Origin of the sequence: Pseudomonas sp. R3.Fl, from assembly GCF_023516765.1 — a bacterium.
In the GTDB taxonomy this organism is placed as follows: domain Bacteria; phylum Pseudomonadota; class Gammaproteobacteria; order Pseudomonadales; family Pseudomonadaceae; genus Pseudomonas; species Pseudomonas citronellolis.
Genome location: NZ_JAMGSO010000001.1, coordinates 796658 through 819722, shown reverse-complemented (window position 1 = coordinate 819722; position 23065 = coordinate 796658). Strand labels below are relative to the sequence as shown.

The following is a 23065-nucleotide window of genomic DNA, read 5'->3' as shown; positions in this document are numbered from 1 at the left end:
TCACTCGCCTGCTTTCAACGCAGTTATGCCGACGCGCAGCAGATCGTGAGCAGGCTCTCCCGTCTTCATGGCGTCTTAAGGAACCCCTTGCAGACTCCCGCTGCCGCCGGTCAGGGCGGCAGTGATCGGGGAGTCGTCATGCGTTTCGAACAGATCAGGACCCACCTGCTGGAGTTCCTCAACAAGGGCCTGCCCGCCCGGCAGCTGCGCCGGCTGGTGCTGCTCGACCTGCTGCGCGGCTCGGCGGCCGGGCGCCAGGCGCCGGCGCAACTGGCCCAGGGCATGCTGGAATGGTCGGTGCTGGAGCCGCAGGCGCTGTTCGAGCGCCTGGGCAGCCGCCGCGAGGGCCTGAGCGAGGCCGAGGCCGCCGAGCGGCGGGAGAGCGTCGGGCTCAACGAGGTCGACCAGGAGCGCCCGATGCCCTGGTGGCGGCACCTGTGGCTGTGCTACTGCAACCCCTTCAACCTGCTGCTGAGCGTGCTGGCGCTGGTGTCGTTGTTCACCGGCGACAGCGAGGCGGCGGTGGTGATCGGCGCCATGGTGGGCATTTCCACGCTGCTGCGCTTCGTCCAGGAGAAACGCTCCAACGACGCCGCCGAACAGCTCAAGGCCATGGTCAGCAACACCGCCACCGTGTTCCGCTACCCCGAGGGCGGGCAGGGCGCGGCGCAGCGCCTGGAGGTGCCGATCCGCCAACTGGTGCCCGGCGAGGTGCTGTGGCTGTCGGCCGGCGACATGGTGCCGGCGGACGTGCGCCTGTTCAGCGCCAAGGACCTGTTCGTCAGCCAGGCGGCGCTCACCGGCGAGTCGCTGCCGGTGGAGAAGTTCGCCCAGGTCCGCGACGCCCGCCAGGGCAACCCGCTGGAGCGCGACAGCCTGTGCTTCATGGGCACCACCGTGGTCAGCGGCTCGGCCCGCGCGGTGGTGGTCGGCACCGGCGCGCAGACCTACTTCGGCTCCCTGGCCGAACGGGTGATCGCCAGCGACCACACGCCCACCGCCTTCCAGGCCGGGGTCAACAAGGTCAGCTGGCTGCTGATCCGCTTCATGCTGGTGATGGCGCCCATCGTCCTGCTGCTCAACGGCTTCACCAAGGGCGACTGGCTGCAGGCGGCGCTGTTCGCGCTGTCCATCGCCGTGGGCCTGACCCCGGAAATGCTGCCGATGATCGTCACCTCGACCCTGGCCAAGGGCGCGGTGGCGCTGAGCCGGCGCAAGGTCATCGTCAAGCGCCTGGACGCCATCCAGAACTTCGGCGCCATGGACATTCTCTGCACCGACAAGACCGGCACCCTGACCCAGGACCGCATCGTCCTGGAACGCCACACCGACGCCTTCGGCGAGGTGGAGGACCGGGTGCTGCAGCTGGCCTTCCTCAACAGCCACTACCAGACCGGGCTTAAGAACCTGCTGGACGTGGCCGTGCTCGAACACGTGGAGCTGCGCCAGGCGCTGCGGGTGGACAGCCGCTACCGCAAGGTCGACGAAATCCCCTTCGACTTCGCCCGCCGGCGCATGTCGGTGGTGGTCAGCGAGCGCGACGACCACCACCTGCTGATCTGCAAGGGCGCCCTGGAGGAAGTGCTGGCGGTGTGCGCCTCGGTGCGCGAGCAAGAGCGTGTCGAACCGCTGACCGGCGAGCGCCTGGCGTGCATCCGCGCGGTGGCTGAGGCGCTCAACCAGGACGGCCTGCGGGTGGTCGCGGTGGCCACCCGCGAGCTGCCGACCAACCGCGACACCTACGGCCTGGCCGACGAGCAGGGGCTGTGCCTGGACGGCTACATCGCCTTCCTCGACCCGCCCAAGGAAACCACCGCCCCGGCCCTGCGCGCCCTGGCCGCCAACGGCGTGGCGGTGAAGGTGCTGACCGGCGACAACGAGCGGGTGACGCTGAAGGTCTGCCGCGACGTCGGCCTGCAGGTGGATGGCGTGCTGCTGGGCCCGCAGCTGGACGACATAGCCGACGCCGAGCTGGGCGAACTGGCCGAGCGCACCACGCTGTTCGCCAAGCTGACGCCGACGCACAAGGAACGCCTGGTCCGCGTGCTGCGCGAGCGCGGCCACGTGGTGGGCTTCCTCGGCGACGGCATCAACGACGCCCCGGCGCTGCGCAGCGCGGACATCGGCATCTCGGTGGACTCGGCGGTGGACATCGCCAAGGAAGCGGCCGACCTGATCCTCCTGGAAAAGAGCCTGATGGTGCTGGAGGAGGGCGTGGTGGAAGGGCGGCGCACCTTCGCCAACATGCTCAAGTACATCCGCATGACCGCCAGCTCCAACTTCGGCAACGTGTTCAGCGTGCTGGTGGCCAGCGCCTTCATCCCGTTCCTGCCGATGCTGCCGATGCAGCTGCTGGTGCAGAACCTGCTGTACGACATCTCGCAGATCGCCATCCCCTTCGACGGCGTGGACGCCGAACAGCTGAGCCGCCCGCAGCAGTGGAACCCCGACGGCCTGGGGCGCTTCATGGTGTTCTTCGGGCCGCTGAGCTCGATCTTCGACATCACCACCTTCCTGGTGCTCTGGCACGTATTCGGCGCCAACGCCCCGGCCCACCAGGCGCTGTTCCAGTCCGGCTGGTTCGTCGAGGGGCTGCTCTCGCAGCTGCTGGTGGTGCACATGATCCGCACCCGGCGCATCCCCTTCCTGCAGAGCCGCGCCTCCTGGCCGCTGCTGGCGATGACCGCGGGCATAGGCGCGCTGGCGATCTTCCTGCCCATGGGGCCGCTGGCGCGCTACTTCCACATGCAGCCGCTGCCGCCGGGCTACTGGCCGTGGCTGGTGGCGATCCTGCTGGGCTACATGGGGCTGACCCAGGCGGTGAAGGGGTGGTTCGCGCGGCGGTATGGGTGGTCGTAGGGCTTGAGAGAATCGCGGACGGAGTCCGCTCCTACGGTGCCAGGAAGCACGGTTTTTCGTAGGATGGCGTTGAGCGAAGCGATACCCATCACCACGGCAGCATGGGTATCGCAAGCTCAACCCATCCTACGAAGAGCACCTCGGCGCAAGACAGTTGCTCCTACAGGAAGCACGGGCGTAGGAGCGGACCTTGTCCGCGATGGCCGGATGTTCCGGCGCGGTTCGCGGATAAGATCCGCTCCTACGCTGCTCCACCCGCGCCATTCCCATGTAGGAGCGCGCCCTGCGCGCGATTCGCGGGCAGGGCCCGCTCCTACAGTTCCAGGAAAGCCCCGTAGGATGGGCTGAGCGAAGCGATACCCATCACCACACTAAGCCACATCAAGCCCCTCCGACAGAACACCCTTCGCGAGCAAGCTCGCTCCTACAAACCACACCACCCCCCACGACAAACCTCAGCGCAACATCGCCTGCACCTGCTCCGGCTCCAGCGCCTCGTCGAAGAAGCGCTGTGCATCACCAATCAGGTGGCGATGAATGGCCACCCGGTCCACCCCTTCGGCGTCCTTGCACAGGCCCGGGGTGGCGGCGGTTTCCTCTTCGTTGCAGGGGGCCATGAAGACGAAGTGGCCGGCGCCCAGCAGCACGTGGAAGTCGGCGCTGCGCGGCAGCTTGCGGGCCAGGGCGGCGGCGTTGCGCGTCCAGTCCAGCACCTTGTCGGCGTCGCCGCTGTAGATCAGCACCGGGACGTTCACGTCGGCCAGTTCGCGGCTGCCGAACATCAGCCCCAGCGGCGCCAGCAGCATCACCGCGCCGACCCGCGGGTCGGCCATGGGCGCCAGGTCGTTGCGGTCGGCCAGCAGTTCGCCGCCGGCGCTGCAGGCGTCGCGGTCGTCCGGGCGTTGCGTGCAGTAGCGGCGCAGGCGTTCCAGGCGCGGTTGGGCGCCGGCTAGGATCAGCGCCGTCTCGCCGCCGGCGGAGTAGCCGATCACGCCGATGCGCCGGGGATCGAGCAGCGGCGCCAGACGCTCGTCGGCCAGGGCGGCGCTGATGGCTTCGGACACCTGCAGCGGGCGGCCGTAGAGGTTGCTCAGGGCGCCCAGGCGGCTCTGGTCGTGGAGGTTGTCGCCGGGGTGCAGCAGGGTGACCACCACGAAGCCGCGCCGGGCCAGGGCCAGCACCAGGTCGCGCAGGGCCAGCGGGGTGCCGCCGTTGCCGTGGGAGATGACCAGCAGCGGGTGGCGCCCGGCCACCGCCGGGGCTTCCTCGGCCAGCGGCAGGGTGAACAGGCCGAGGGTGGTGGGGGCGGTTGGCGCCCGCGTCGGGTAGAAGGCGATGGCGCGCATCGGCTGGTGGTCCAGCGGGTCGTCGAGGGTCAGGCGATGGAAACCGACGTTCAGCGTTTCGGCGCCGGCCGCCAGTGAGAAGATCAGTAGCAGAACGCAACAGACGAATCGCCCCAACATGGTGCTCTCCACCCCCAACGCAGCCTCTGGAACGGGCGTTGCCGGGCGCCTGGGCGCGGCCGGCCGCCGCGGTGCGGACATCCTTGCAGGGTACGCGCCAATTTCGCTGGCGTGCGGGGCGGCGGATCGACGGTGGGGAAGGGCGTTGCGGGGAGGGAGGGTGCAGGGGATGCCGGCGCGGCATCCCCTGCGGGGGGGCGTCAGACGATCACGCCCTGGCTGCGCAGGTAGTCGTCGTAGCTGCCGCTGAAGTCGGTCACGCCGTTCTCCGACAGCTCGATGATGCGGGTGGCCAGGGAGGACACGAACTCGCGGTCGTGGCTGACGAAGATCAGCGTGCCCGGGTAGTTCTCCAGGGCCAGGTTGAGCGCCTCGATGGACTCCATGTCCAGGTGGTTGGTCGGCTCGTCCATCAGCAGCACGTTGGGCTTCTTCAGGATCAGCTTGCCGAACAGCATGCGCCCCTGTTCGCCACCGGAGATGACCTTCACCGACTTCTTGATGTCGTCGTTGGAGAACAGCATGCGCCCGAGGGTGCCGCGCACCAGTTGCTCGCCGCCCTGGGTCCACTGGGCCATCCAGTCGAACAGGTTGTAGTCGTCCTCGAAGTCCTCGGCGTGGTCCTGGGCGAAGTAGCCGACGTCGGCGCTGTCGGTCCACTTCACTTCGCCGGCCTGCGGCGGCATCTCGCCGACCAGGGTGCGCAGCAGGGTGGTCTTGCCGATGCCGTTGGGGCCGATGATGGCGATGCGCTCACCGGCTTCCACCTGCAGGCTCAGGTTCTTGAACAGGGTCGCGCCGTCGAAGCCCTGGCTGACTTTCTCGAGGGTCACCGCCTGGCGGTGCAGCTTCTTGAACTGCTCGAAGCGGATGAACGGGCTGACGCGGCTGGACGGCTTGACCTCTTCCAGCTGGATCTTGTCGATCTGGCGCGCACGGCTGGTGGCCTGCTTGGCCTTGGAGGCGTTGGCCGAGAAGCGGCTGACGAAGGTCTGCAGCTCGGCGATCTGGGCCTTCTTCTTGGCGTTGTCCGACAGCAGGCGCTCGCGGGCTTGTTCGGCGGCGGTCATGTACTCGTCGTAGTTGCCCGGGAACAGGCGCAGCTCGCCGTAGTCCAGGTCGGCCATGTGGGTGCAGACGCTGTTCAGGAAGTGGCGGTCGTGGGAAATGATGATCATGGTGCTGTTACGCGCCGTGATGACGTTTTCCAGCCAGCGGATGGTGTTGATGTCCAGGTGGTTGGTCGGTTCGTCGAGCAGCAGCAGGTCCGGGTCGGAGAACAGTGCCTGGGCCAGCAGCACGCGCAGCTTCCAGCCCGGGGCCACGGCGCTCATCGGGCCGAAGTGCTGGTCCAGGGGAATGCCCAGGCCCAGCAGCAGCTCGCCGGCGCGGGACTCGGCGGTGTAGCCGTCGAACTCGGCGAACTGCACTTCCAGCTCGGCCACGGCCATGCCGTCGTCCTCGCTCATTTCCGGCAGCGAGTAGATGCGGTCGCGCTCGGCCTTGACCTTCCACAGTTCCTCGTGGCCCATGATCACGGTGTCGATCACCGAGAAGTCCTCGTAGGCGAACTGGTCCTGGCGCAGCTTGCCCAGGCGCACGCCGTTTTCCAGCATGACCTGGCCGGAGGAGGGCTCCAGCTCGCCGCCGAGGATCTTCATGAAGGTGGACTTGCCGCAACCGTTGGCGCCGATCAGGCCGTAGCGGTTGCCGTTGCCGAACTTGACGGAAACGTTCTCGAACAGCGGCTTGGCGCCGAACTGCATGGTGATGTTCGCTGTGGAAATCAAAGTTTTACCTATCAATGACTGGCGAGCCGCTGGGCCGGTCTGGCAGCGGGCCGATACCGATTCGATACCAATGTTGGCTTTCCGGGCCCGTTGACATGGGCGCCGGGGGAATCCAGCGGACGTGCGCGAAGGGCAGCATCTGGACGCGATGTCCAGGCTTTTGCGCTTGAAGGGCGGGGGACATGCCGGACAGGCCGCGGATTATCTCATAGGTGGGCCTGTCCTTGCATGGCGGGTCGCTTTGCGGTGGTGGCCAGCCGTCAGCCGGGCGTCTGCTGCTCGAAGGCGGCCTCGGCTTCCAGGCTCTGCCGGTCGCGCCCCACGGTGGCGACGGCGAGTGCCTTGCCGTCGCGCCAGTAGGTCACCCGGCAGTCGTGGGCGGCGGGGTCGCCGTCGACGTCGATGCGGTCCCAGCGCTCGGCGTGGCCGACGTAGTTGATGCCGACGTCGTACTGTTGCGTCCAGAAGAACGGCACGGCGGTGAAGCGCTGCTGGTGGCCGAGGATGTTGCGCGCCGCCGTCATGCCCTGGCACTCGGCGACCGCCCAGTGCTCCACGCGGATCGCGTCGCCGCTGCGGGCGTCCGGCCAGCGGGCGATGTCGCCCACGGCGTAGACGTCCGCGGCGCTGGCGCGCAGCCAGGCGTCCACCCGCACGCCCTTGTCCAGCTTCAGGCCGGCGTCGCGGGCCAGCTCCAGCTCGGGGCGGGCGCCGATGCCGATCACCACCAGGTCCGCCGGCAGCGTGCCGCCAGTGGACAGCCTGACCTGCTGCGCCTCGATCGCCGTGACCTCGGCGCCGAAATGGAAGCCCACGTCGTGGGCCTCGTGCAGGGCCCGGAGCATGTCGCCCAGGGCCTCGCCGAAGACGTTCTCCATGGGCCGCGCGCCCGGCGCCACTATCTGCACGTCCAGGCCGCGGCTGCGCAGCGAGGCGGCCACTTCCAGGCCGATGAAGCCGGCGCCCACCACCACGCAACGGCGGGCCGTGGCGCAGCGGGCGATCAGCTCGTCGCAGTCGGCGAGGCTGCGCAGCACGCGGACGTGGGGCAGGTCGGCGCCGGGCACGTCCAGGCGCGCCGGCGCCGAGCCGGTGGCCAGCACCAGGGCGCCGTAGTCCAGTTCCTCGCCGCTGGCGAGGGTCAGTTTCTTGTGCGCCGTGTCGATGTGGCTGACGCGGGTGTTGCAGCGCAGTTCGATGCGCTGACTGGTATAGAAGTCCGCCGAACGCAGTGGCAGCCAGGCGGGGTCGGCGCTGCCGGCCAGGTAGTCCTTGGACAGGTTGGGCCGGTCGTAGGGCGTGGCGGGGTCGGCGCTGAGCAGGGTGATGGGCCCGTCGTAGCCCTCGTGGCGCAGGCCGAGGGCCGCCGCGTTGCCGGCGGCGCCGCCTCCGATGATCACCACTGAGGCCGGTGGCTGCGCGCCGGCCGGCAGGTCCGCTGGGGCAGCGGGCAGGGGCGCGCCGACGTAGGCCTTGCCGTCGTGGCAGTCCACCTGCCAGCGCGGCAGGTCGTCCAGCGCCGGCGGGGCGAGCAGGCGCCCGTCGTGCAGGCGGAAGCAGGCGTGGTGCCAGGGGCAGCGCAGGGTGTCGCCGTCGACCAGGCCCTCGGCCAGGGGCGCGCCGTAGTGCGGGCAGGTGGCGCCTATGGCGTACAGCTGCCCGGCCTGGCGCACCAGCAGCGCCGCTTCGCCGCCGACGTGGCCGGCGAGCGGGCTGCCTTCGACGACGTCCGCCAGGGGCACGCCCTGGGCGAAGTCGGGGCCGGGCGGGGACGATGGATGGTCGCTCATCGCTCTCTCCTCGTCTTTTCCTGAAGGTCACCGCTTCAGGATAGCCCCCCGCGCCCGGGCGGGCGCCTACGCTCGTCGAGGCGCGATCAGGCCGCGTGCTCCTTGCCTTGCCCCGCGCGCACGTCGAAGGCGCCGCCGGTGACCACGCCCTCCACCGTCACCCGGCCCTTGCCCGGCAGCAGCGGGAACACCAGTTCGGCGAAGCGGTAGGCCTCTTCCAGGTGCGGGTAGCCGGACAGCACGAAGCTATCCACGCCCAGTGCCGCGTACTCCAGCAGGCGCGCCGCCACCGTTTGCGCATCGCCCACCAGCGCAGTGCCGGCGCCGCCGCGCACCAGGCCAACGCCGGCCCACAGGTTGGGCGCGACTTCCAGGCGCTTGCGGTCGCCGCCGTGCAGCGCGGCCATGCGCCGCTGGCCTTCGGAATCCATCTTCGCGTAGTTGGCCTGGGCCGCGGCGATGGTGGCGTCGTCCAGGTGGCTGATCAGCTCCTCGGCGGCGGCCCAGGCCTTCTCGTTGGTCTCGCGGACGATCACGTGCAGGCGCACGCCGAAGCGCACCGTGCGGCCATGGCGGGCGGCGCGCTGGCGCACGTCGGCGATCTTCTCGGCCACCGCCGCCGGCGGCTCGCCCCAGGTCAGGTAGGCGTCCACGTGCCTGGCCGCCAGCTCGTGGGCGGCGGGCGAGGAGCCGCCGAAGTACAGCGGCGGGTAGGGCTTCTGCACGGGCGGGAAGAAGTTCTGCGCGCCGCGCACCTGCAGGTGCTTGCCGTCGTGGTCGACGGTCTCGCCGCCGAGCAGGCGCCGCCAGATGCCGAGGAATTCGTCGGAGGCCTCGTAGCGTTCGTCGTGGGAATAGAAGACGCCGTCGGCGGCCAGTTCGGTGGCGTCGCCGCCGGGCACCACGTTGAGCAGCAGACGGCCGCCGCTGGCCTGGTCGAGAGTGGCCGCCTGGCGCGCCGAGGCGGTGGGGTTGCCCAGGGAGGTGCGCAGCGCCACCAGCAGTTTGATGCGCCGCGTCACCGGCACCAGACTGGCGGCGGTCACCCAGGGGTCGAGGCAGCTGGCGCCGGTGGGGATCAGCAGGCCGTCGTAGCCGAGCTGATCGGCGGCCACGGCGATCTGCCGCATGTATTCGTTGGTCGCCGGGCGGCCGCTGTCGGAATGGCCCAGGTAGCGGGTGTCGCCGGAAGTGGGCAGGAACCAGAAGATGTCCAGACTCATGATGTGTCCTCGTTGCCATCGTCGAAAGGGGCAGGGCCCCGTGGGTGCACGCGTGGCGGGGAGTCTTGTTGGAATGGGGCGAACGCTCGCGGAGGGCGCCGACGCCGCGCTGGGATGCAGGCGTGGGATTCGCAGTGGGAGCCGTTGAAGCGCTAGCGGCTGTCAGGCAAGCCCCATGCCAGCGACGCAGGCGCCGTGGCGCGGGGCCTGGCGAGCTGTGGGTGGTGGAGCACTGTTGCTGGGCGAACAGATTGCTGGCTCGCTGTTGGTAAGCGGACAGTTGGTTCCTGCTGGTGCAGGAGAAACGCCATCCTACGGGGACATGCCGTGCCTCGTGGCGCACACGTAGGGCGAATAACGCTCCGCGTTATCCGCCGTTTAGCGGTGATCCCCAGCGGCGCCGAGGTCGGCCTGGGCCTTGTCCGCCCTGCCGGCGGAATCGCGGATGAATCCGCTCCTACAAGGTGCGGAGAAACGCCACCGTAGGATGGGTTGAGCGAAGCGATACCCATCACCGCGACCGCATGGGTTTCGCAGGCTCAACCCATCCTACGAAGAGCATCTCGGTGCGGGGCAGGACGGTTGCTGGATGCCGAGGCAGCCAAAGTGCTCGAGGCTTAGACTCTTTATTCACTACGGTTATTTACTAAGCACTCAAGTGCATATCCATGTTTCTGTTTTCCCTGCCACTTGATCAGCGGCATCTGCCATGGCGTCGAATCCGTCATCACCACGCCGAAAGGCTCCGCGGAACCGGGCTTTTCGTCGTGGCGGGCGAAGCGAACCGGCGCTGGGCCGCCAGCTTGTCCGGCTCGCCGGCCTCCCTAGAATCGGCCCCATCAGCAGTTACCCATTCCGTCCAGTTCAGGGAGTTCCACCATGATGAATGCAATGCAGATGCCGATGAATGCCAACCCGATGATGCCCATGATGGGCATGCCGATGATGATGGCGACTATGCAGTGCGAAATGCAGGACGACGGCATGATGTGCAAGATGATGCCGGCCATGGGCATGGACGCGGCCATGTTCCGCAACAATGCGGAAATGATGGCGATGATGATGAACTGCGGCATGCCGATGATGATGCACTGCGGCAACATGTCGATGATGTGCATGTCCCAGACCGGCATGGCGATGATGCCGATGATGGGCATGATGAACATGATGCCGATGATGATGGGCATGCCCATGCCGTCGATGAAGTGCATGATGGAGTGCTCCATGCAGGGCGACGCCATGATGTGCAAGATGATGCCGATGCAGGGCATGAACATGGAGATGTTCAAGAACTGCTGCATGCTGATGAACAAGATGATGGAATGCGGCATGCCGATGATGATGAGCTGCAACGGCATGCCGATGATGTGCTGCACCTGCTGACCGCGGCGCGCTGAACGAGAAAGGCCCGGTGGGGAAACCCGCCGGGCCTTTTGCTTTGTGCCGCCGCTTCAGTCCAGGCGTTCGGCGTAGGTGCTCACCAGGTAGGCCACGGCCTCGCTGTCGGCCGGGTTGCGGTAGCTGTGCGGCTGGTCGGCGTAGAACAGGATGGAGTCGCCGGTGCCGAGCAGGAAGCGTTCTTCGTTCACCGCGATTTCCAGCACACCCTGGGCCACCACCAGGTTCTCCTGGGTGCCGGGGGCGTGGCCGGCGGAGTGCTCGATGGCCAGGCCGGCCAGACGCAGTTCGTAGAATTCCACCTGGCGCGAGACGTCGAAGGGGAACAGCGCGCGGCTGACGAAGGCGCCGTCGCCGCTGACCAGGCGCTTGCTCTCGCGCGCCGGCAGCAGGGCCACGCCGTCGAAGGCGCGGTCGTCGAGGAAGGCCGCCACCGAGACCTTCAGGCCCCGGGCGATCTTGCACAGCACCTTGATCGAGGGAACGCTGCGCCCGGATTCGATCTGCGCCAGCATCGCCCGGCTCACCCCGGACAATCGGGCCAGGCCGTCCAGGGACAGGTTGCGCTTGCCGCGCAGGCGCAGCAGGTTGTGGGCCACGCGCTGGCCGATGGGGTCGTCGGCCGCCGCCGGGGCGGTTTCGAGGCCCGCCTCGGTGGCATCGGTGGAAAGCGGCAGGCCCACGTTCAGGCCTCGCGGATGCCGTTGTCGCGCTGCTGCTGCACCCACTGGGCGGCGCCGAAGCCGGCGCGGCTCGCGTACATCGCCCACATCAGCTCGGCCATGCGCCGCGCCTGGCGGCGCGTGCGGTAGCGGGCGAGGTCGATGACGTTGTCGGTGCGGTCCATGGCGACTCCTCAGGGAACTGCGGTGAAGGATGGGGCTAGCCTAGCCGGGCTCTTCTTAGAACAAGAAATACTTAATTATTCTTTATTAATTTATTTTTGATCTATGTCGGCAGGTCTTGTGGCCAGGCGGTGAGTCACTCCAGCCAATGGCCAAAATCAAGCGGCCGCACGGGTGCGTTCGGCGCCAGGCAGTCCTAGCATGAACGGATCCCTGTTCGTCGACGCCAGGAGCCACCCATGAGCCTTCGCCCCTTCCACCTCGCCATCCCCGTCCACGACCTGCCCGCCGCCCGCCGTTTCTACGGCGAGGTGTTCGGCCTGGAGGAGGGCCGCTCCAGCGACCAGTGGGTGGACTTCGACTTCTATGGCCACCAGTTGGTGATCCACGAGCACCCGCGCACCACGTCCCAGGAAAATGCCCACTGCAACCCGGTGGACGGCCACGACGTGCCGGTGCCGCACTTCGGCATCGTGCTGGACTGGGAGCAGTGGGAAGCGCTGGCCGAGCGCCTGCGCTCGTTCGACGTGCGCTTCGTGATCGAGCCCTACGTGCGCTTCAAGGGCCAGGTGGGCGAGCAGGCGACCATGTTCCTCCTCGACCCCTGCGGCAACGCCCTGGAGTTCAAGGCGTTCAAGGACATCGGCCAGCTGTTCGCCAGGTAGCTCAGGGCAGCAGGCGCATCACGCCGCCGGGCATGCAGGGCACGCCGGCGCTCAGCCGCGCGTTGAGCTGGGCCAGTTGCTGCGACTGCTCGTGGACCCGCAGCATCAGGTGCGCGCCGGCGAGGCTGGCGGCGAAGACGAAGGCGATCAGTAGCGGAGCGACTTTCACCATGGCAGTGGACCTCATGCGGCGGTTGCTGTCCGGGGTTACGCTAACCGCCGCGCGGGCCCGGCAAATCGTCCGCTCGGACTAGCCCAGGGTGGCCACGCTGCGCAGGATCAGGCGCACCAGCATGGTCTGCCGCGTCACCCCGGTCTTGGAGAAGGTCGAGCGCAGGTGCGCGCGCGCCGTGTTGCGGCTGATGCCCAGTTCCTCCGAGGCTTCGTCGAGGGTCAGGCCGTTGGCCAGCAGCATGGCCAGCTGGGCCTCGGCGGGGGTCAGGTCGAACAGCGCCTTGACGATCTCCTGCGGCGCGCGGGATTCCTGCTCCGGGTCGCTGACGAAGATCACCACCGAGGGGCAGTGCTTGCCCTCGTTCCATTCGCTCAGCGGCACCGAGCGCACGATGATGCCCAGGTCGGCGCGGCCGGAGGGGCGCTGCACGCGCATCGCCTCCACCACCGAGGGCTGCGCGCCCTTCTGCGACTGCAGGGCCTGCTTCACCAGGCGGCGGAACTCCTGGCAGTCGCGCGGGGTGCCGACCTGCAGGCTGTCGCCGCTGATCTTCAGGCCGTCCTTCTCGCGCAGCAGGTGTTCGGCCACCTGGTTGGTCTGCAGGATCTTGCCGCTCTCGTCGAGGATGATGGTGCCCACGGCGAACTGGTCCACCGCGCCGGCGTAGAGGTTGCGCTCGGTCTCGATGCGGTTGATCTGCGTGTGCAGCGCCACCGAGCGCTCCAGGTGCGGCACGAAGTGCGCCAGCAGGGCCTTGTCGGCGTGGCTGAAGCCCGGCGATTCGATGCCGCGGCTGACGCGGATGCGGCACAGGGCGCCGTCGGCGGTGCGGATGTCGGCGCCGAGGATGTGGAACACCCCCACCGGTTCGAGGAAGTTGCGGTAGAACTCCGAGTTCAGCCACTCGTCGCGCTGCACGAACTCATCCAGGATCACCACCTGGCCGCTGGGCAGGTCGACGAAGGGGTCGAGGTTGAAATAGTACTGGTTGTACGAGGCCACCACTTCGGCCGAGCTGCCGTTGGTGTTGACCATCAGGCCTTCGTTCTGGTCGCTGGGCGGACGCAGGATGAAGGTGACGTACTTGGCTTCGAAGAACTGGTTGAGCTCGTTGAGGAAGGACTGCCACGGCGTGGCTTCCAGGGGCCCCTGGTAGAGATTGCCGAGCATCCCGCTGAACTGCTCGAGGGTGAGCGACTGTGCCATCGATTGAACCGTTTCTTATTGTTGTTCTGGAAAGCGCCGCTGAGAGTACGCGGCGCTTTCCGCAAAAGGCAATCCGTCCCCGCAAGGCTGGGGACGGGCGGTTCAGGCCGGCTCGGCCTGGCGCGCGCGGACGATGAAGTCCTTGCGGTCGGCGAGGCCGGCCGGCAGCTCGGCGACGTCGGTGTAGAACTGCTCGTACCACTTGCGCAGCTGGTACACCGGGCCGTCGCCGTCGCACAGCAGCGGGTTGTCGACGCGGGTCTTGCTGTGCCAGATGGCCACGTCCTCGTAGAAGGCCAGGCGCGCCTGCTCGACGTAGGCCTGGGCCATGGCGCGGTTCTGTTCGTCGGAAAGCCCCGGGAGCTTCTTCACCAGCACGCCGTAGCGCAGGGTGAAGCTGTTCTGGTCGATGGGCACGTGGCAGTTGAGCAGGATCGACTCGATCAACTGGCCGTCCATGGCGCCGGTCATCTCGGTGATCTGGTAGGCCGGGCCGTAGTAGGTGGCCACGGTGCGCAGCTCGCTGTCGCCGGACAGGCGCGCGCTGCGGCCGCGCATCACCTGCACCGCCAGGTGGCCTTCGAAGTGGTTGCTGAACTCGTCGATGGGCGCCTTGTGCACGCTGTCGAAATGCGCCATGTCCGAGACGTTGTCCACCAGCTCGCGGCAGTTCGTCTCGATCTTCAGCTCGGCCATCTCCCATTCGGCCCAGGCGTCGTCGTAGCAGGCGTCGATGCGCGGGATGGCCTGCTCGGCGATGGGCGGGTTGCCTTCGGGGTCGTTCCAGACGAACAGCAGGCGGTTCTGCTCCAGCACCGGCCAGGACTTGATCTTCGCCCGCGGCGGGATGCGCTTGGCGTAGGGGATGTCGTTGCACACGCCGTCGGCGCCCCAGCGCCATTCGTGGAACGGGCAGCGCAGGCCGTTGCCTTCCACGCAGCCTTCGCTGAGGTCGGCGCCCATGTGCGGGCAGTAGCCGTCGAGGATGTGCACCTCGCCGTCCTCGCCCTGGAAGGCCACCAGGCGGGTGCCGAAGACATCCAGGCGGTGCGCCTTGCCGTCGCGGTACTGGCTGGCCAGGCCCAGGCAGTGCCAGCCGCGGGCGTAGCGATCCTGCAGGGGCCGGGCTTCGATTCGGTGCAGCGTACTCATTGTTGTTCTCCCATCAGGTTGCCGCAGGCAGAAGGTGGGTGGCGGCAGAGGCCTCCTGCGGATTCTGCAAGCCAGAGCGGCTGCGGCATCGTCTGAACGGACGAGGAGGGCGCCCTAGTCCGGGTGGACGATGTCCCGCGCTGCCCGCCCGGCGATAACAGCGCCAGCCGAACCGACAACAACGACAAACGGAGCAGCGATGAGCGAGCGACAAGGCCAGGTGGCCGTGATCACCGGCGCCGCCAGCGGCATCGGCCGCGGCCTGGCGCAACACGCGGCGGGGCAGGGCATGCGCCTGGTCCTGGCCGACCGCGACGCGGCGGGCCTGCAGGCCTTGGCCGGGCAGCTGCGCGAACAGGGCTGCGAGGTGCTGGCGCAGGTCACCGACGTGGCCCGCGAGGCCGACCTGCAAGCGCTGCGCGAGCAGACGCTGGCGCGCTTCGGCGGCGTCGACCTGCTGTTCAACAACGCCGGGGTGATGCAGACCGGCGCCAGCTGGGAACTCAGCGAGGCGCAGTGGCGGCGCATGCTCGACATCAACCTGCTGGGCGTGATCAACGGCCTGCGCGCCTTCGTACCGGGCCTGCTGGCCCAGGGCCGCCCGGCCCACATCGTCAACACCGCGTCCCTGGCCGGCCTGCTGGCCAGCCCCTTCCTGGCCGCCTACACGGTGACCAAGCAGGCCCTGGTGGCGCTCTCCGAAGTGCTGCACCACGAGCTGGCCGCCCTGGGCGCGCCGGTGGGCGTGTCGGTGCTCTGCCCGGGGCCGGTGGCCAGCCGCATCATGGCTTCCGACCAGGCCGGCGGCATGGCCGGCGCGGCACTGGGTGAGCAGCTGGAGCGCAGCATCCGCCAGGGCATGCCGGCGGACGAACTGGCCACCCTGGTGTTCCGGGCCATCGACGAGAAGCGCTTCTGGATACTGCCGCACCCGGACTTCAAGCCGGCGTTGCAGGCACGCACGCAAAGCATTGTCGAGGAGACCAACCCGGTCTTCCTGCTGGCCGACGTATAAGGAGCGAACATGGCCCTCGATCCGCACATGCAGGTCCTTCTGGACCAATTCGCCGGGGCCTTCGCCCTGGACTTCGAACGGCTCGACGCCGCCACCTACCGCGGCTTCGCCGACCAGGGCCTGGGCGCCTCGCCGCTGGCCGTGGAGGAAGTGCGCGAACTGCGCCTGGCCGACGGGCTGCCGGCGCGCCTGTACCGGCCGAGCGCCGCCGACGGCCTGGCGCTGCTGGTGTTCTTCCACGGCGGCGGCTTCGTCGCCGGCAACCTCGACACCCACGACGACCTGTGCCGCCGCCTGGCCCTGGCCACGGGCGCGGCGGTGGCCTCGGTGGGCTACCGGCTGGCGCCGGAAGCGCCGTTCCCGGCGGCGCCGGAGGACTGCTGCCAGGCCACCTGCGAGCTGGTGGCGCGCGCCGCCGAACTGGGCGTGGATGCCGAGCGCCTGGCCCTGGCCGGCGACAGCGCCGGCGGTAACCTGGCCATCGCCGCCGCGCGCCTGCTGCGCCAGCGCGGCGGGCCGCGGCCGCGGGCGCTGTGCTTGTTCTACCCGGTGACCGACCAGGCATGCGCCAGCGCCTCCTACGGCGAATTCGCCAGGGGCCACTTCCTCGAAGCGCAGATGATGCATTGGTTCTGGCGCCAGTACCTGGGCCAGTGGCCGGCGCCGCTGGATGCCCTGGCCTCGCCGCTGCACGCCGACGATCTCGGCGGGCTGCCGCCGACGCTGCTGCTGAGCGCTTCCCATGACCCGCTGCGCGACGAGGGCGAGGCCTTCGCCGAGCGTGCCCGCGCCGCCGGCGCCGACGTGCGCCTGGTGCGCGCCGAGGGCATGCTGCACGGCTTCGCCAGCTTCGCGCCCTATGCGCCACGCGCCGAGGGTTACCTGAACCAAGCCGCGGCCTGGCTGCGCGACGCCCTGGCCTGAGGAGGCGAACATGGCCCTGGACAGCCCCCTGCACCTGATCGAGGCGCTGCGCCGTGGCCAGCCGGTGGTGCTGGTCGACGGCGAGGACGACGAGGGCGACGGCATGCTGCTGCAGGCCGCCGAATTCATCGACGATGCCGCATTGAACTTCTTCGCCCGCGAGGCCCGCGGGCTGATCTGCCTGGCCCTGACCGACGAGCGCTGCCGCGCCCTGGGGCTGAGCCCGATGACCGCCGGCCCGCGTGGCGAGGGGCTGGGCTTCATGGTCTCCATCGAGGCGGCGCGGGGCATCAGCACCGGCATCTCCGCCGCCGACCGGGCGCGTACCGTGCAGGTGGCGGTGGACCCGGCCAGCGGCCCGGCCGACCTGGTCAGCCCCGGCCACGTCTTCCCGCTGCGCGCGCTGCCCGGCGGGGTGATGAGCCGCGCCGGCCACGCCGAGGCGGCCTGCGACCTGGCGCGCCTGGCCGGGCTGCAGCCGGCGGCGCTGCTGGCCGGCATCCTCGACGAGGACGGCGAGAATGCCCGCGGCGAAAACCTGCGCGCCTTTGCCCTGCGCCACGGCCTGCCGGTGGGCGGCATCGCCGAGCTGATCCACCACCGCATCCTCCACGAGGGCACCATCGCCCGCAGCGCCGAGTACCGCATCGACACCCGCCACGGCCCGTTCCGCGTGTGCGCCTACCACGACGCCTTCAAGGACGTGCTGCACCTGGCCCTGGTGCGTGGCGAGGTCGACCCGGCGCAGCCGGTGCTGGTGCGCGTGCAGGCGGTGGAGACGCTGCGCGACCTGCTTGCCGGCGAGCCGCCGCGCGGGCCGCAGCAATGGAACCTGGACCGCTCCCTGGCGCGCATCGCCGCCGAGGGGCGCGGGGTGCTGGTGCTGCTGGCGCAGCAGGAAAGCGCCGCCGCCATCCTCGACCAGCTGGCCCAGGGGCCGCGCCTGCAGCCGCCGCGCTTCCCTCAGCGCACCCTCGGCGTCGGCGCGCAGATCCTCCGCGACCTGGGCGTGCGCAGGATGCGCCTGATGAGTTTCCCGGTGGCCTACAAGGCGGTGTCCGGCTTCGAGCTGGAAGTCGCCGAGTTCGTCCCCTTCACCGCCCAGGAGGCTTGAGATGACCCCGCAAGACGCGCTGGACAAGGTGCTGAGCCCCACCCGCCTGGCCGGGCTAGGCCTGCGCAACCGGGTGATCAAGACCGCCACCTTCGAAGGCATGTGCCCCGGCGGGGTGCCCGGCGCCGAGCTGGCCGCGCACCACGCGCGCATGGCCCGCGGCGGCGTCGGGCTGACCACCGTGGCCTACTGCGGCGTTTCGCCGGACGGTCTGACCTTCCCCGACCAGATGTGGATGCACGATGGCATCTTCACCCAGCTGCGCCAACTGGCCGACGCGGTACACCGCGAGGGCGGGGCGCTGTCGGCGCAGCTGGCGCACTGCGGCTTCTTCAGCCGCACCCGGCCGCTGAACATCCCGCGCCCGCGCGGGCCCAGCGCCTGCATCAACCAGTACGGGCTGTTCAGCGGGGTGCCCTTCGCCGGCTCCATGGGCAGCGCCGACATCCGCAAGACACTCGACGAATACCGCGCCGCCGCGGCCTTCGTGAAGCGCGCCGGGTTCGACGCCATCGAAATCCACATGGGCCACGGCTACCTGCTCAGCCAGTTCATCTCGCCGGCCACCAACCGCCGCAGCGACGCCTACGGCGGCAGCCTGGACAACCGCCTGCGCCTGCCCCTGGAAGTGCTGGCGGCGGTGCGCGAGGCGGTGGGCGAGGGCTTCCCGATCCTGGCCAAGCTCAACCTCAGCGACGGTTTCGCCGGCGGCCTGGAGATCGACGAGTCGTGCCGTGCCGCGCAGCGCCTGGCCGAGCATGGCCTGGACGCGCTGGTGATGAGCGGCGGCTTCACCAGCCGCTCGCCGATGTACCTGTTCCGCGGCGAAAGCCCGCTGCAGCGGATGATCCCGCTGGAGCGCAACCCGCTGCAGCGCACCGCCATGAAGTGGTTCGGCGGGCGCCTGTTCGCCAGCTCGCCCTACGCCGAGATGTACTTCCTCGACCAGGCCCGGCGGGTGCGCCAGGCCACCGACATGCCGCTGGTGTACCTGGGCGGGGTGAGCACCCGCGACAGCCTGCAGCGGGCCATGCAGGAAGGCTTCGACTTCGTCGCCCTGGGCCGCGCCCTGCTGCGCGACCCGGACCTGGTGCGCAACGTCCGCGAGCGCGGCGAGGGCTACGCGAACGGCTGCAACCACTGCAACCAGTGCGTGGCCAGCATGGCCCTGCCCGGCGGCATCCGCTGCGTGCTGAACCAGCCGGACAGCTTCGCCGCCCACGCCTGAATCCCCAGCACAAGGAGTTGCCGATGAACCTCGGCCACGGCCGGCGCCTGTTGCCCGGCCTGACCCTGCTCGCCGCCCTCGGCGCGGCCCAGACGAGCGCCGCCGACGGCTGGGCGCTGCTCGGCGAACAGCGCCTGGCGCTGCGCCAGAGCTTCCAGTACACCACTGTCGGCGGCCTGTCCGGCATCGACTACGACAGCCGTTCGCAGCGCTTCCTGGCGATCAGCGACGACACCTCCGAGCACGGTCCGGCGCGGGCCTACTGGCTGGACGTGGGGCCGAAGGCGGTGAAGCTGGAGGACGTGATCCTCTGGCGCCAGGCCGACGGCTCCTTCTACCCGAGCAAGGCCCGCCACGCCGGCGGCGCGCCGGGCGAGGTGCCGGACTTCGAGTCGCTGCGCATCGACCCGCGCGACGGCAGCCTCTGGTACACCAGCGAAGGCAACCCCGGCGAAGGCGTGCCGCCCAGCCTGCGCCAGGCCACCCGCGACGGCAGCCTGCTGCGGGTGCTGGCGTTGCCGGCGATGTTCGCGGCCAACGGCGTGCGCGACAACCTTTCGTTCGAAGGCCTGAGCTTCGCCGCCGACGGCGCCAGCCTGTGGCTGGCCATGGAGGGCCCGCTGTACCAGGACGGCGAACCGCCGACGCGCAAGAGTGGCGCTTACGCCCGTTTCACCCAGCTCGACCGCGAGGGCAGGGCGTTGCGCCAGGTGGCCTATCCGCTCGACCCATTGCCGGCGGACAGCAGCCACCCGCGCGACCTGGACAGCGTGTCGGAAATCCTCGCGCTGGACGACGGCCACCTGCTGGTGCTGGAGCGGGTGGTGCTGATCCGCGGCGGCGGGCGCATGGAATCGCGGGTGCGCCTGTACCAGTTGGACCTGGACGGCGCGAGCGACGTACTGAACGTTCCGCGCCTGGCCGGCGCTGACTTCCGCCCGGGGCGCAAACACCTGCTGCTGGACTTCGCCGACCTGCGCCTGCCGCGCCTGGACCTGCTCGAGGGCATGGCCTGGGGGCCACGCCTGGAGGATGGGCGGCGCAGCCTGGTGCTGGTGTCCGACGACAACTTCGACCAGTTCCATCAGGGGCAGGTGACGCAGGTGCTTTGGGTGGGGACGCCGTTTGAGGTTGGGATGTAGGAGCGAGCTTGCTCGCGAATGGGAGTCACCTGTGGCAGTGGTGTTCCGGGGGGGATTCCGTTCCCTCTCCCTAACCCTCTCCCTGAAGGGAGAGGGGACTGTCCTGCGTCAAGCGAAGCATCAGCGCACTCCTACAACTTCCGGCATAAACCTGGCTAGCAGAGCACGCCGAACGGCCCCCTCTCCCTTCAGGGAGAGGGCTGGGGAGAGGGTTACGGACTTAGCTTCCGCTTCAGAGCGAGGCTTGGCACCCAAGGACCAGAGGCATTGCCGGCGACAGCGGTGTAGCGGCGTATAACCGCGAACGGTTATACGCCCTACGCCAGGCTCGACCTTTGCGTAGGGCGGATAACGTTCCACGTTATCCGCCGTTTGACCTTGGCCATAGGACGGAGCGCGGGGTTGCGCCCGCCCCTCACCCTAACCCTCTCCCGGAGGGAGAGGGGACCGTTCGGCGTGCGTGGGTACTCCACAGTTAGCCGGCAAGCGCGAAGTATCCGGCGTAGGCCATGCTCCCCGCCGGCACGACCAAGCTCCCTCTCCCTTCAGGGAGAGGGCTGGGGTGAGGGTGCGGACTCATACCGAAACACCATGCCCCAGACGAGCACCTAAAAAACACCACTTTCAGGGCTTCACCCCCTCCAGCAACCCCTCCGCCCGGCGCTCCCCGTCGCCGCTGCCATTCAGGTCCGTCCCCACCACGCTCAGCACCGCGTAGCCCTGGGTCAGCAGGAAGGCATCCTCCTTGCGCTGGCGTTCGTTCGGCTCGCTCGGCCGCGCCAGGTTCACCCGTGCGCCGTCCTTGTCGCCCTGCACGGCGAAGACGATCGGCGACCAGTCGCTGACCGGCGCGTAGACCAGCCCGCGGACCTCGGCGGCCTGGCGCGCCGGGTAGTTGAGGTTCAGCCCCTGGCCCGCCGGCAGGCCCAGCAGGTTCAGCTTGCAGGCGGCCTTGTCCTTGCCGCCGCTGCAGCGCTGCCGGGCGGCGCGACCGCTGGCCAGAGCGCGGTCGAGCACGCGCACGGCGAGCCGGGCGCTGTCGGCCTGGGCGTCGAGGGTGCGTTGCAGGGCGGCCTTCTGGTCGCGCTGCATCAGCGGCAGGTCGATGGCGGTGGACACGGCCAGGGCCGGCACGCCGCGGCGCATGGCCCAGAGCGCGGCGTTGAGGGTGCCGGACAGCTGGATCAGCGGGCCGGCGTTGTCGCCGAAGTTGCTGCCGGAGACCACCAGGTCCGGCGGGTTGTCCTTGAGCAGCAGGTCGAGGCCGACGTTCACCGCGTCCACCGGGGTGCCGATGGCCATGTTCTTGCCCGCCGGCAGCGCGTAGCCGGCCGGGGCGCCGACGCAGTACTGGCGGTCGGCCAGGCGCTGGATGGCCAGGGCCTGGCCGGGCAGCACCACGCTGGCCGCGCCTATGCCGCTGTTGTCGGTGTCCGGCGCGACCAGGGTGACCTGGTGGCCGGCGGCGCTCAGTGCCTGGTAGACCGCGGCGATGCCCGGCGCGCGGCAGCCGTCGTCGTTGGTCAGGAGGATGTTCAGCGCGCTGGCGTTGCCGGCCAGGCCCAGGCCGGCGAGGGCGATGGCGGTGCGCAGGAGTGGTCGCATGGGGTTTTCCTCGTACAAAGGACCTTCTGCAAAAGACGAAGCCCGCGCGGTTGTCCGCGCGGGCTTCGGGGTGGCCTTACTGGCCGAGCTTACGCATGTTGGCGGCGGTGAAGTAGTTGTCGTCGTACTTGGCGGTGTTCAGTTGCGGCGGCTGTTGCTCGTTGGCCATGCGGTCGGCCAGGTAGGAGCCGGCGATCAGGTCGTGGAACAGCGCGACCCGCGCCTGGTTGACCTGGATGTCGTAGGCGTAGACCGAGGTCTGCATGTTGGTGCGCCACAGCTGGCCGCGGTTGTCGTAGTTGTCGGCCAGGGCGGCGGACCAGCTGTCCTCGTCGAGGTACAGGGTGCGCTTGCCGTAGATGTGCCGTGCGCCGGGCTTGAGGGTCGCCTCCACCACCCACACGCGGTGCAGCTCGTAGCGCATGTAGTCCGGGTTGATGTGGTTGGGCGTGAGCAGCTGCGAGTACTTCACGCTCGGGTCGTCGAGCTTGTAGTTGTTGTACGGGATGTAGATTTCCTTCTTGCCGACCAGCTTCCACTCGTAGCGGTCCGGGGCGCCGTTGAACAGGCGGTCCTCGTCGATGGTGCGGAAGCCGCCGGCGCCGGTCGGGGTATCGTAGCCGACGGTGGGCGCGCGGCGCACCCGGCGCGTGCCGGGCAGGTACTGCCAGCTCTGCCGCGGGCTGGCCACCGGGTCGAAGAACTCGTTGCCGCCGATGATCTCGCCCTTGGAACGCACCGGCTTCAAGGTGGTGATCATGAAGTGGCTCATGATGCCGCCGTCATAGTTCTGCAGCGAGCCTTTGGGGTCGCACCAGGGCGCAAGGATCTGGTAGTGCACGGTCTGCAGCGCCTGGTTGCCGTTGGAGTAGATCACCGCCTGGTCGTACACCGCCTCCTCGCTGTTGGCGCGGGCCTGCAGGGCGTGGTTCCACATCAGCTCGTAGCCGTTCTGGGGAATGGGGAAGGGCGAAGCGCCGAAGGCGTTGCGCACGGCGTTGCCGCCTTCCACCAGCTCGGCGCTGGTGGCGTTGGCCTTGATGTTGGCCTCGACCTTCTCGCTCATGCGGAAGTCGCGGTGCGAGGGGTAGACGGGCATGCGGAAGGTCGCCGGGTAGCGCTTGAACAGCGCGCGCTCGCCATCGGTGAGGCGGCTGGCGTACTGCTCCATGTTCTGCGCGGTGATGACGAACAGCGGCTTCTCGTCGGCATAGGGGTCGGCATAGCGGTCGCCCGGCGTGTAGTTCACCTGCGGCGGCGCACCGCGCCACTTGCCGCTCCAGGCGGGGATGCTGCCGTCGGCGTTGCCGGCCTTTTCGGCGCCCATGGGCGTCAGGTCCTGACCGAGGCGCGCGGCCTCTTCAGGGCTGACCTTGGCCTGCGCCTGGCCGCCCAGGCAGGTGAGCCCGGCGGACAGCAGCAGGGGTAGCAGATAGGGTTTGTGGTTCATGGTCTGGCTCCTCCGGCT

General features: G+C 69.1%; 19 protein-coding genes. 8 read left to right on the top strand and 11 right to left on the bottom strand.

Going from position 1 to position 23065, the window contains the following annotated elements:
* Positions 1–138: 138 nt before the first annotated feature.
* Positions 139–2859 (top strand): magnesium-translocating P-type ATPase, encoded by a 2721-nt coding sequence (gene mgtA, locus M8R19_RS03395; protein WP_249917022.1) that lies wholly within the window; start codon positions 139–141, stop codon positions 2857–2859.
* 455 nt (positions 2860–3314) lie between these two features.
* Here the strand turns inward: mgtA and M8R19_RS03390 are convergent, their stop codons facing one another.
* From M8R19_RS03390 to ssuD, 4 genes are all read right to left on the bottom strand, one after another.
* Positions 3315–4325: an alpha/beta hydrolase family protein gene (locus M8R19_RS03390; RefSeq protein ID WP_074985336.1), complete on the bottom strand. Its 1011-nt coding sequence runs from the start codon at positions 4323–4325 to the stop codon at positions 3315–3317.
* Between the two features lie 200 nt (positions 4326–4525).
* Complete coding sequence (locus M8R19_RS03385) at positions 4526–6115, bottom strand: ABC-F family ATPase (protein ID WP_249917021.1); 1590 nt, start codon at positions 6113–6115, stop codon at positions 4526–4528.
* Positions 6116–6375: 260 nt separating this feature from the next.
* Positions 6376–7905 carry an FAD-dependent oxidoreductase gene (locus M8R19_RS03380; RefSeq protein WP_249917020.1) on the bottom strand — a complete coding sequence of 510 codons (1530 nt, stop codon included), beginning with the start codon at positions 7903–7905 and terminating at the stop codon, positions 6376–6378.
* An 86-nt stretch (positions 7906–7991) separates the two neighbouring features.
* Positions 7992–9128: an FMNH2-dependent alkanesulfonate monooxygenase gene (gene ssuD / locus M8R19_RS03375; RefSeq protein ID WP_249917019.1), complete on the bottom strand. Its 1137-nt coding sequence runs from the start codon at positions 9126–9128 to the stop codon at positions 7992–7994.
* Between the two features lie 879 nt (positions 9129–10007).
* On the opposite strand from ssuD, the gene M8R19_RS03370 reads away from it, so the two are divergent.
* Positions 10008–10511 carry a hypothetical protein gene (locus tag M8R19_RS03370; RefSeq protein WP_009619475.1) on the top strand — a complete coding sequence of 168 codons (504 nt, stop codon included), beginning with the start codon at positions 10008–10010 and terminating at the stop codon, positions 10509–10511.
* Between the two features lie 68 nt (positions 10512–10579).
* Here the strand turns inward: M8R19_RS03370 and M8R19_RS03365 are convergent, their stop codons facing one another.
* Both M8R19_RS03365 and M8R19_RS03360 read right to left on the bottom strand, forming a co-directional pair.
* The gene (locus M8R19_RS03365; RefSeq protein ID WP_249920130.1) at positions 10580–11203 is read right to left on the bottom strand and encodes a helix-turn-helix domain-containing protein; all 624 of its coding nucleotides are present in this window, start codon (positions 11201–11203) and stop codon (positions 10580–10582) included.
* Between the two features lie 8 nt (positions 11204–11211).
* Positions 11212–11373 (bottom strand): hypothetical protein, encoded by a 162-nt coding sequence (locus tag M8R19_RS03360; RefSeq protein ID WP_249917018.1) that lies wholly within the window; start codon positions 11371–11373, stop codon positions 11212–11214.
* A 237-nt stretch (positions 11374–11610) separates the two neighbouring features.
* Between M8R19_RS03360 and M8R19_RS03355 the strand changes: the two genes are divergently transcribed.
* Positions 11611–12036 carry a VOC family protein gene (locus M8R19_RS03355; protein ID WP_249917017.1) on the top strand — a complete coding sequence of 142 codons (426 nt, stop codon included), beginning with the start codon at positions 11611–11613 and terminating at the stop codon, positions 12034–12036.
* 1 nt (position 12037) lies between these two features.
* Here M8R19_RS03355 and M8R19_RS03350 read toward each other — a convergent pair whose 3' ends face one another.
* The 3 genes from M8R19_RS03350 to M8R19_RS03340 all read right to left on the bottom strand — a co-directional run bounded on the left by M8R19_RS03350 (position 12038) and on the right by M8R19_RS03340 (position 14569).
* The gene (locus tag M8R19_RS03350) at positions 12038–12223 is read right to left on the bottom strand and encodes a hypothetical protein (protein ID WP_143096607.1); all 186 of its coding nucleotides are present in this window, start codon (positions 12221–12223) and stop codon (positions 12038–12040) included.
* A gap of 63 nt (positions 12224–12286) precedes the next feature.
* The gene (locus M8R19_RS03345) at positions 12287–13417 is read right to left on the bottom strand and encodes a helix-turn-helix transcriptional regulator (protein WP_116425004.1); all 1131 of its coding nucleotides are present in this window, start codon (positions 13415–13417) and stop codon (positions 12287–12289) included.
* Between the two features lie 102 nt (positions 13418–13519).
* Entirely contained in the window at positions 13520–14569 is a 1050-nt protein-coding gene (locus tag M8R19_RS03340) for a 3-ketosteroid-9-alpha-monooxygenase, oxygenase component (RefSeq protein WP_249917016.1), read from the bottom strand.
* 199 nt (positions 14570–14768) lie between these two features.
* On the opposite strand from M8R19_RS03340, the gene M8R19_RS03335 reads away from it, so the two are divergent.
* Genes M8R19_RS03335 through M8R19_RS03315 form a run of 5 tightly spaced genes read left to right on the top strand, consistent with a single transcriptional unit; the run spans position 14769 to position 19992 of the window.
* A complete protein-coding gene (locus M8R19_RS03335; RefSeq protein WP_249917015.1) occupies positions 14769–15584 on the top strand; it encodes an SDR family NAD(P)-dependent oxidoreductase in 816 nt (271 codons plus the stop codon).
* 9 nt (positions 15585–15593) lie between these two features.
* A complete protein-coding gene (locus M8R19_RS03330; RefSeq protein WP_249917014.1) occupies positions 15594–16508 on the top strand; it encodes an alpha/beta hydrolase in 915 nt (304 codons plus the stop codon).
* 10 nt (positions 16509–16518) lie between these two features.
* Positions 16519–17622 carry a 3,4-dihydroxy-2-butanone-4-phosphate synthase gene (locus M8R19_RS03325; protein WP_249917013.1) on the top strand — a complete coding sequence of 368 codons (1104 nt, stop codon included), beginning with the start codon at positions 16519–16521 and terminating at the stop codon, positions 17620–17622.
* A 1-nt stretch (position 17623) separates the two neighbouring features.
* Entirely contained in the window at positions 17624–18850 is a 1227-nt protein-coding gene (locus M8R19_RS03320) for an oxidoreductase (protein WP_249917012.1), read from the top strand.
* Positions 18851–18873: 23 nt separating this feature from the next.
* On the top strand, positions 18874–19992 hold the full coding sequence (locus M8R19_RS03315; protein ID WP_249917011.1) for an esterase-like activity of phytase family protein: 1119 nt from the start codon (positions 18874–18876) through the stop codon (positions 19990–19992).
* Between the two features lie 624 nt (positions 19993–20616).
* Here the strand turns inward: M8R19_RS03315 and M8R19_RS03310 are convergent.
* Positions 20617–21597, bottom strand: coding sequence for a 5'/3'-nucleotidase SurE (locus tag M8R19_RS03310; RefSeq protein ID WP_249917010.1), 981 nt, complete (start codon positions 21595–21597; stop codon positions 20617–20619).
* 76 nt (positions 21598–21673) lie between these two features.
* Entirely contained in the window at positions 21674–23047 is a 1374-nt protein-coding gene (locus M8R19_RS03305) for a DUF1329 domain-containing protein (protein WP_249917009.1), read from the bottom strand.
* Between the last annotated feature and the right edge of the window lie 18 nt (positions 23048–23065).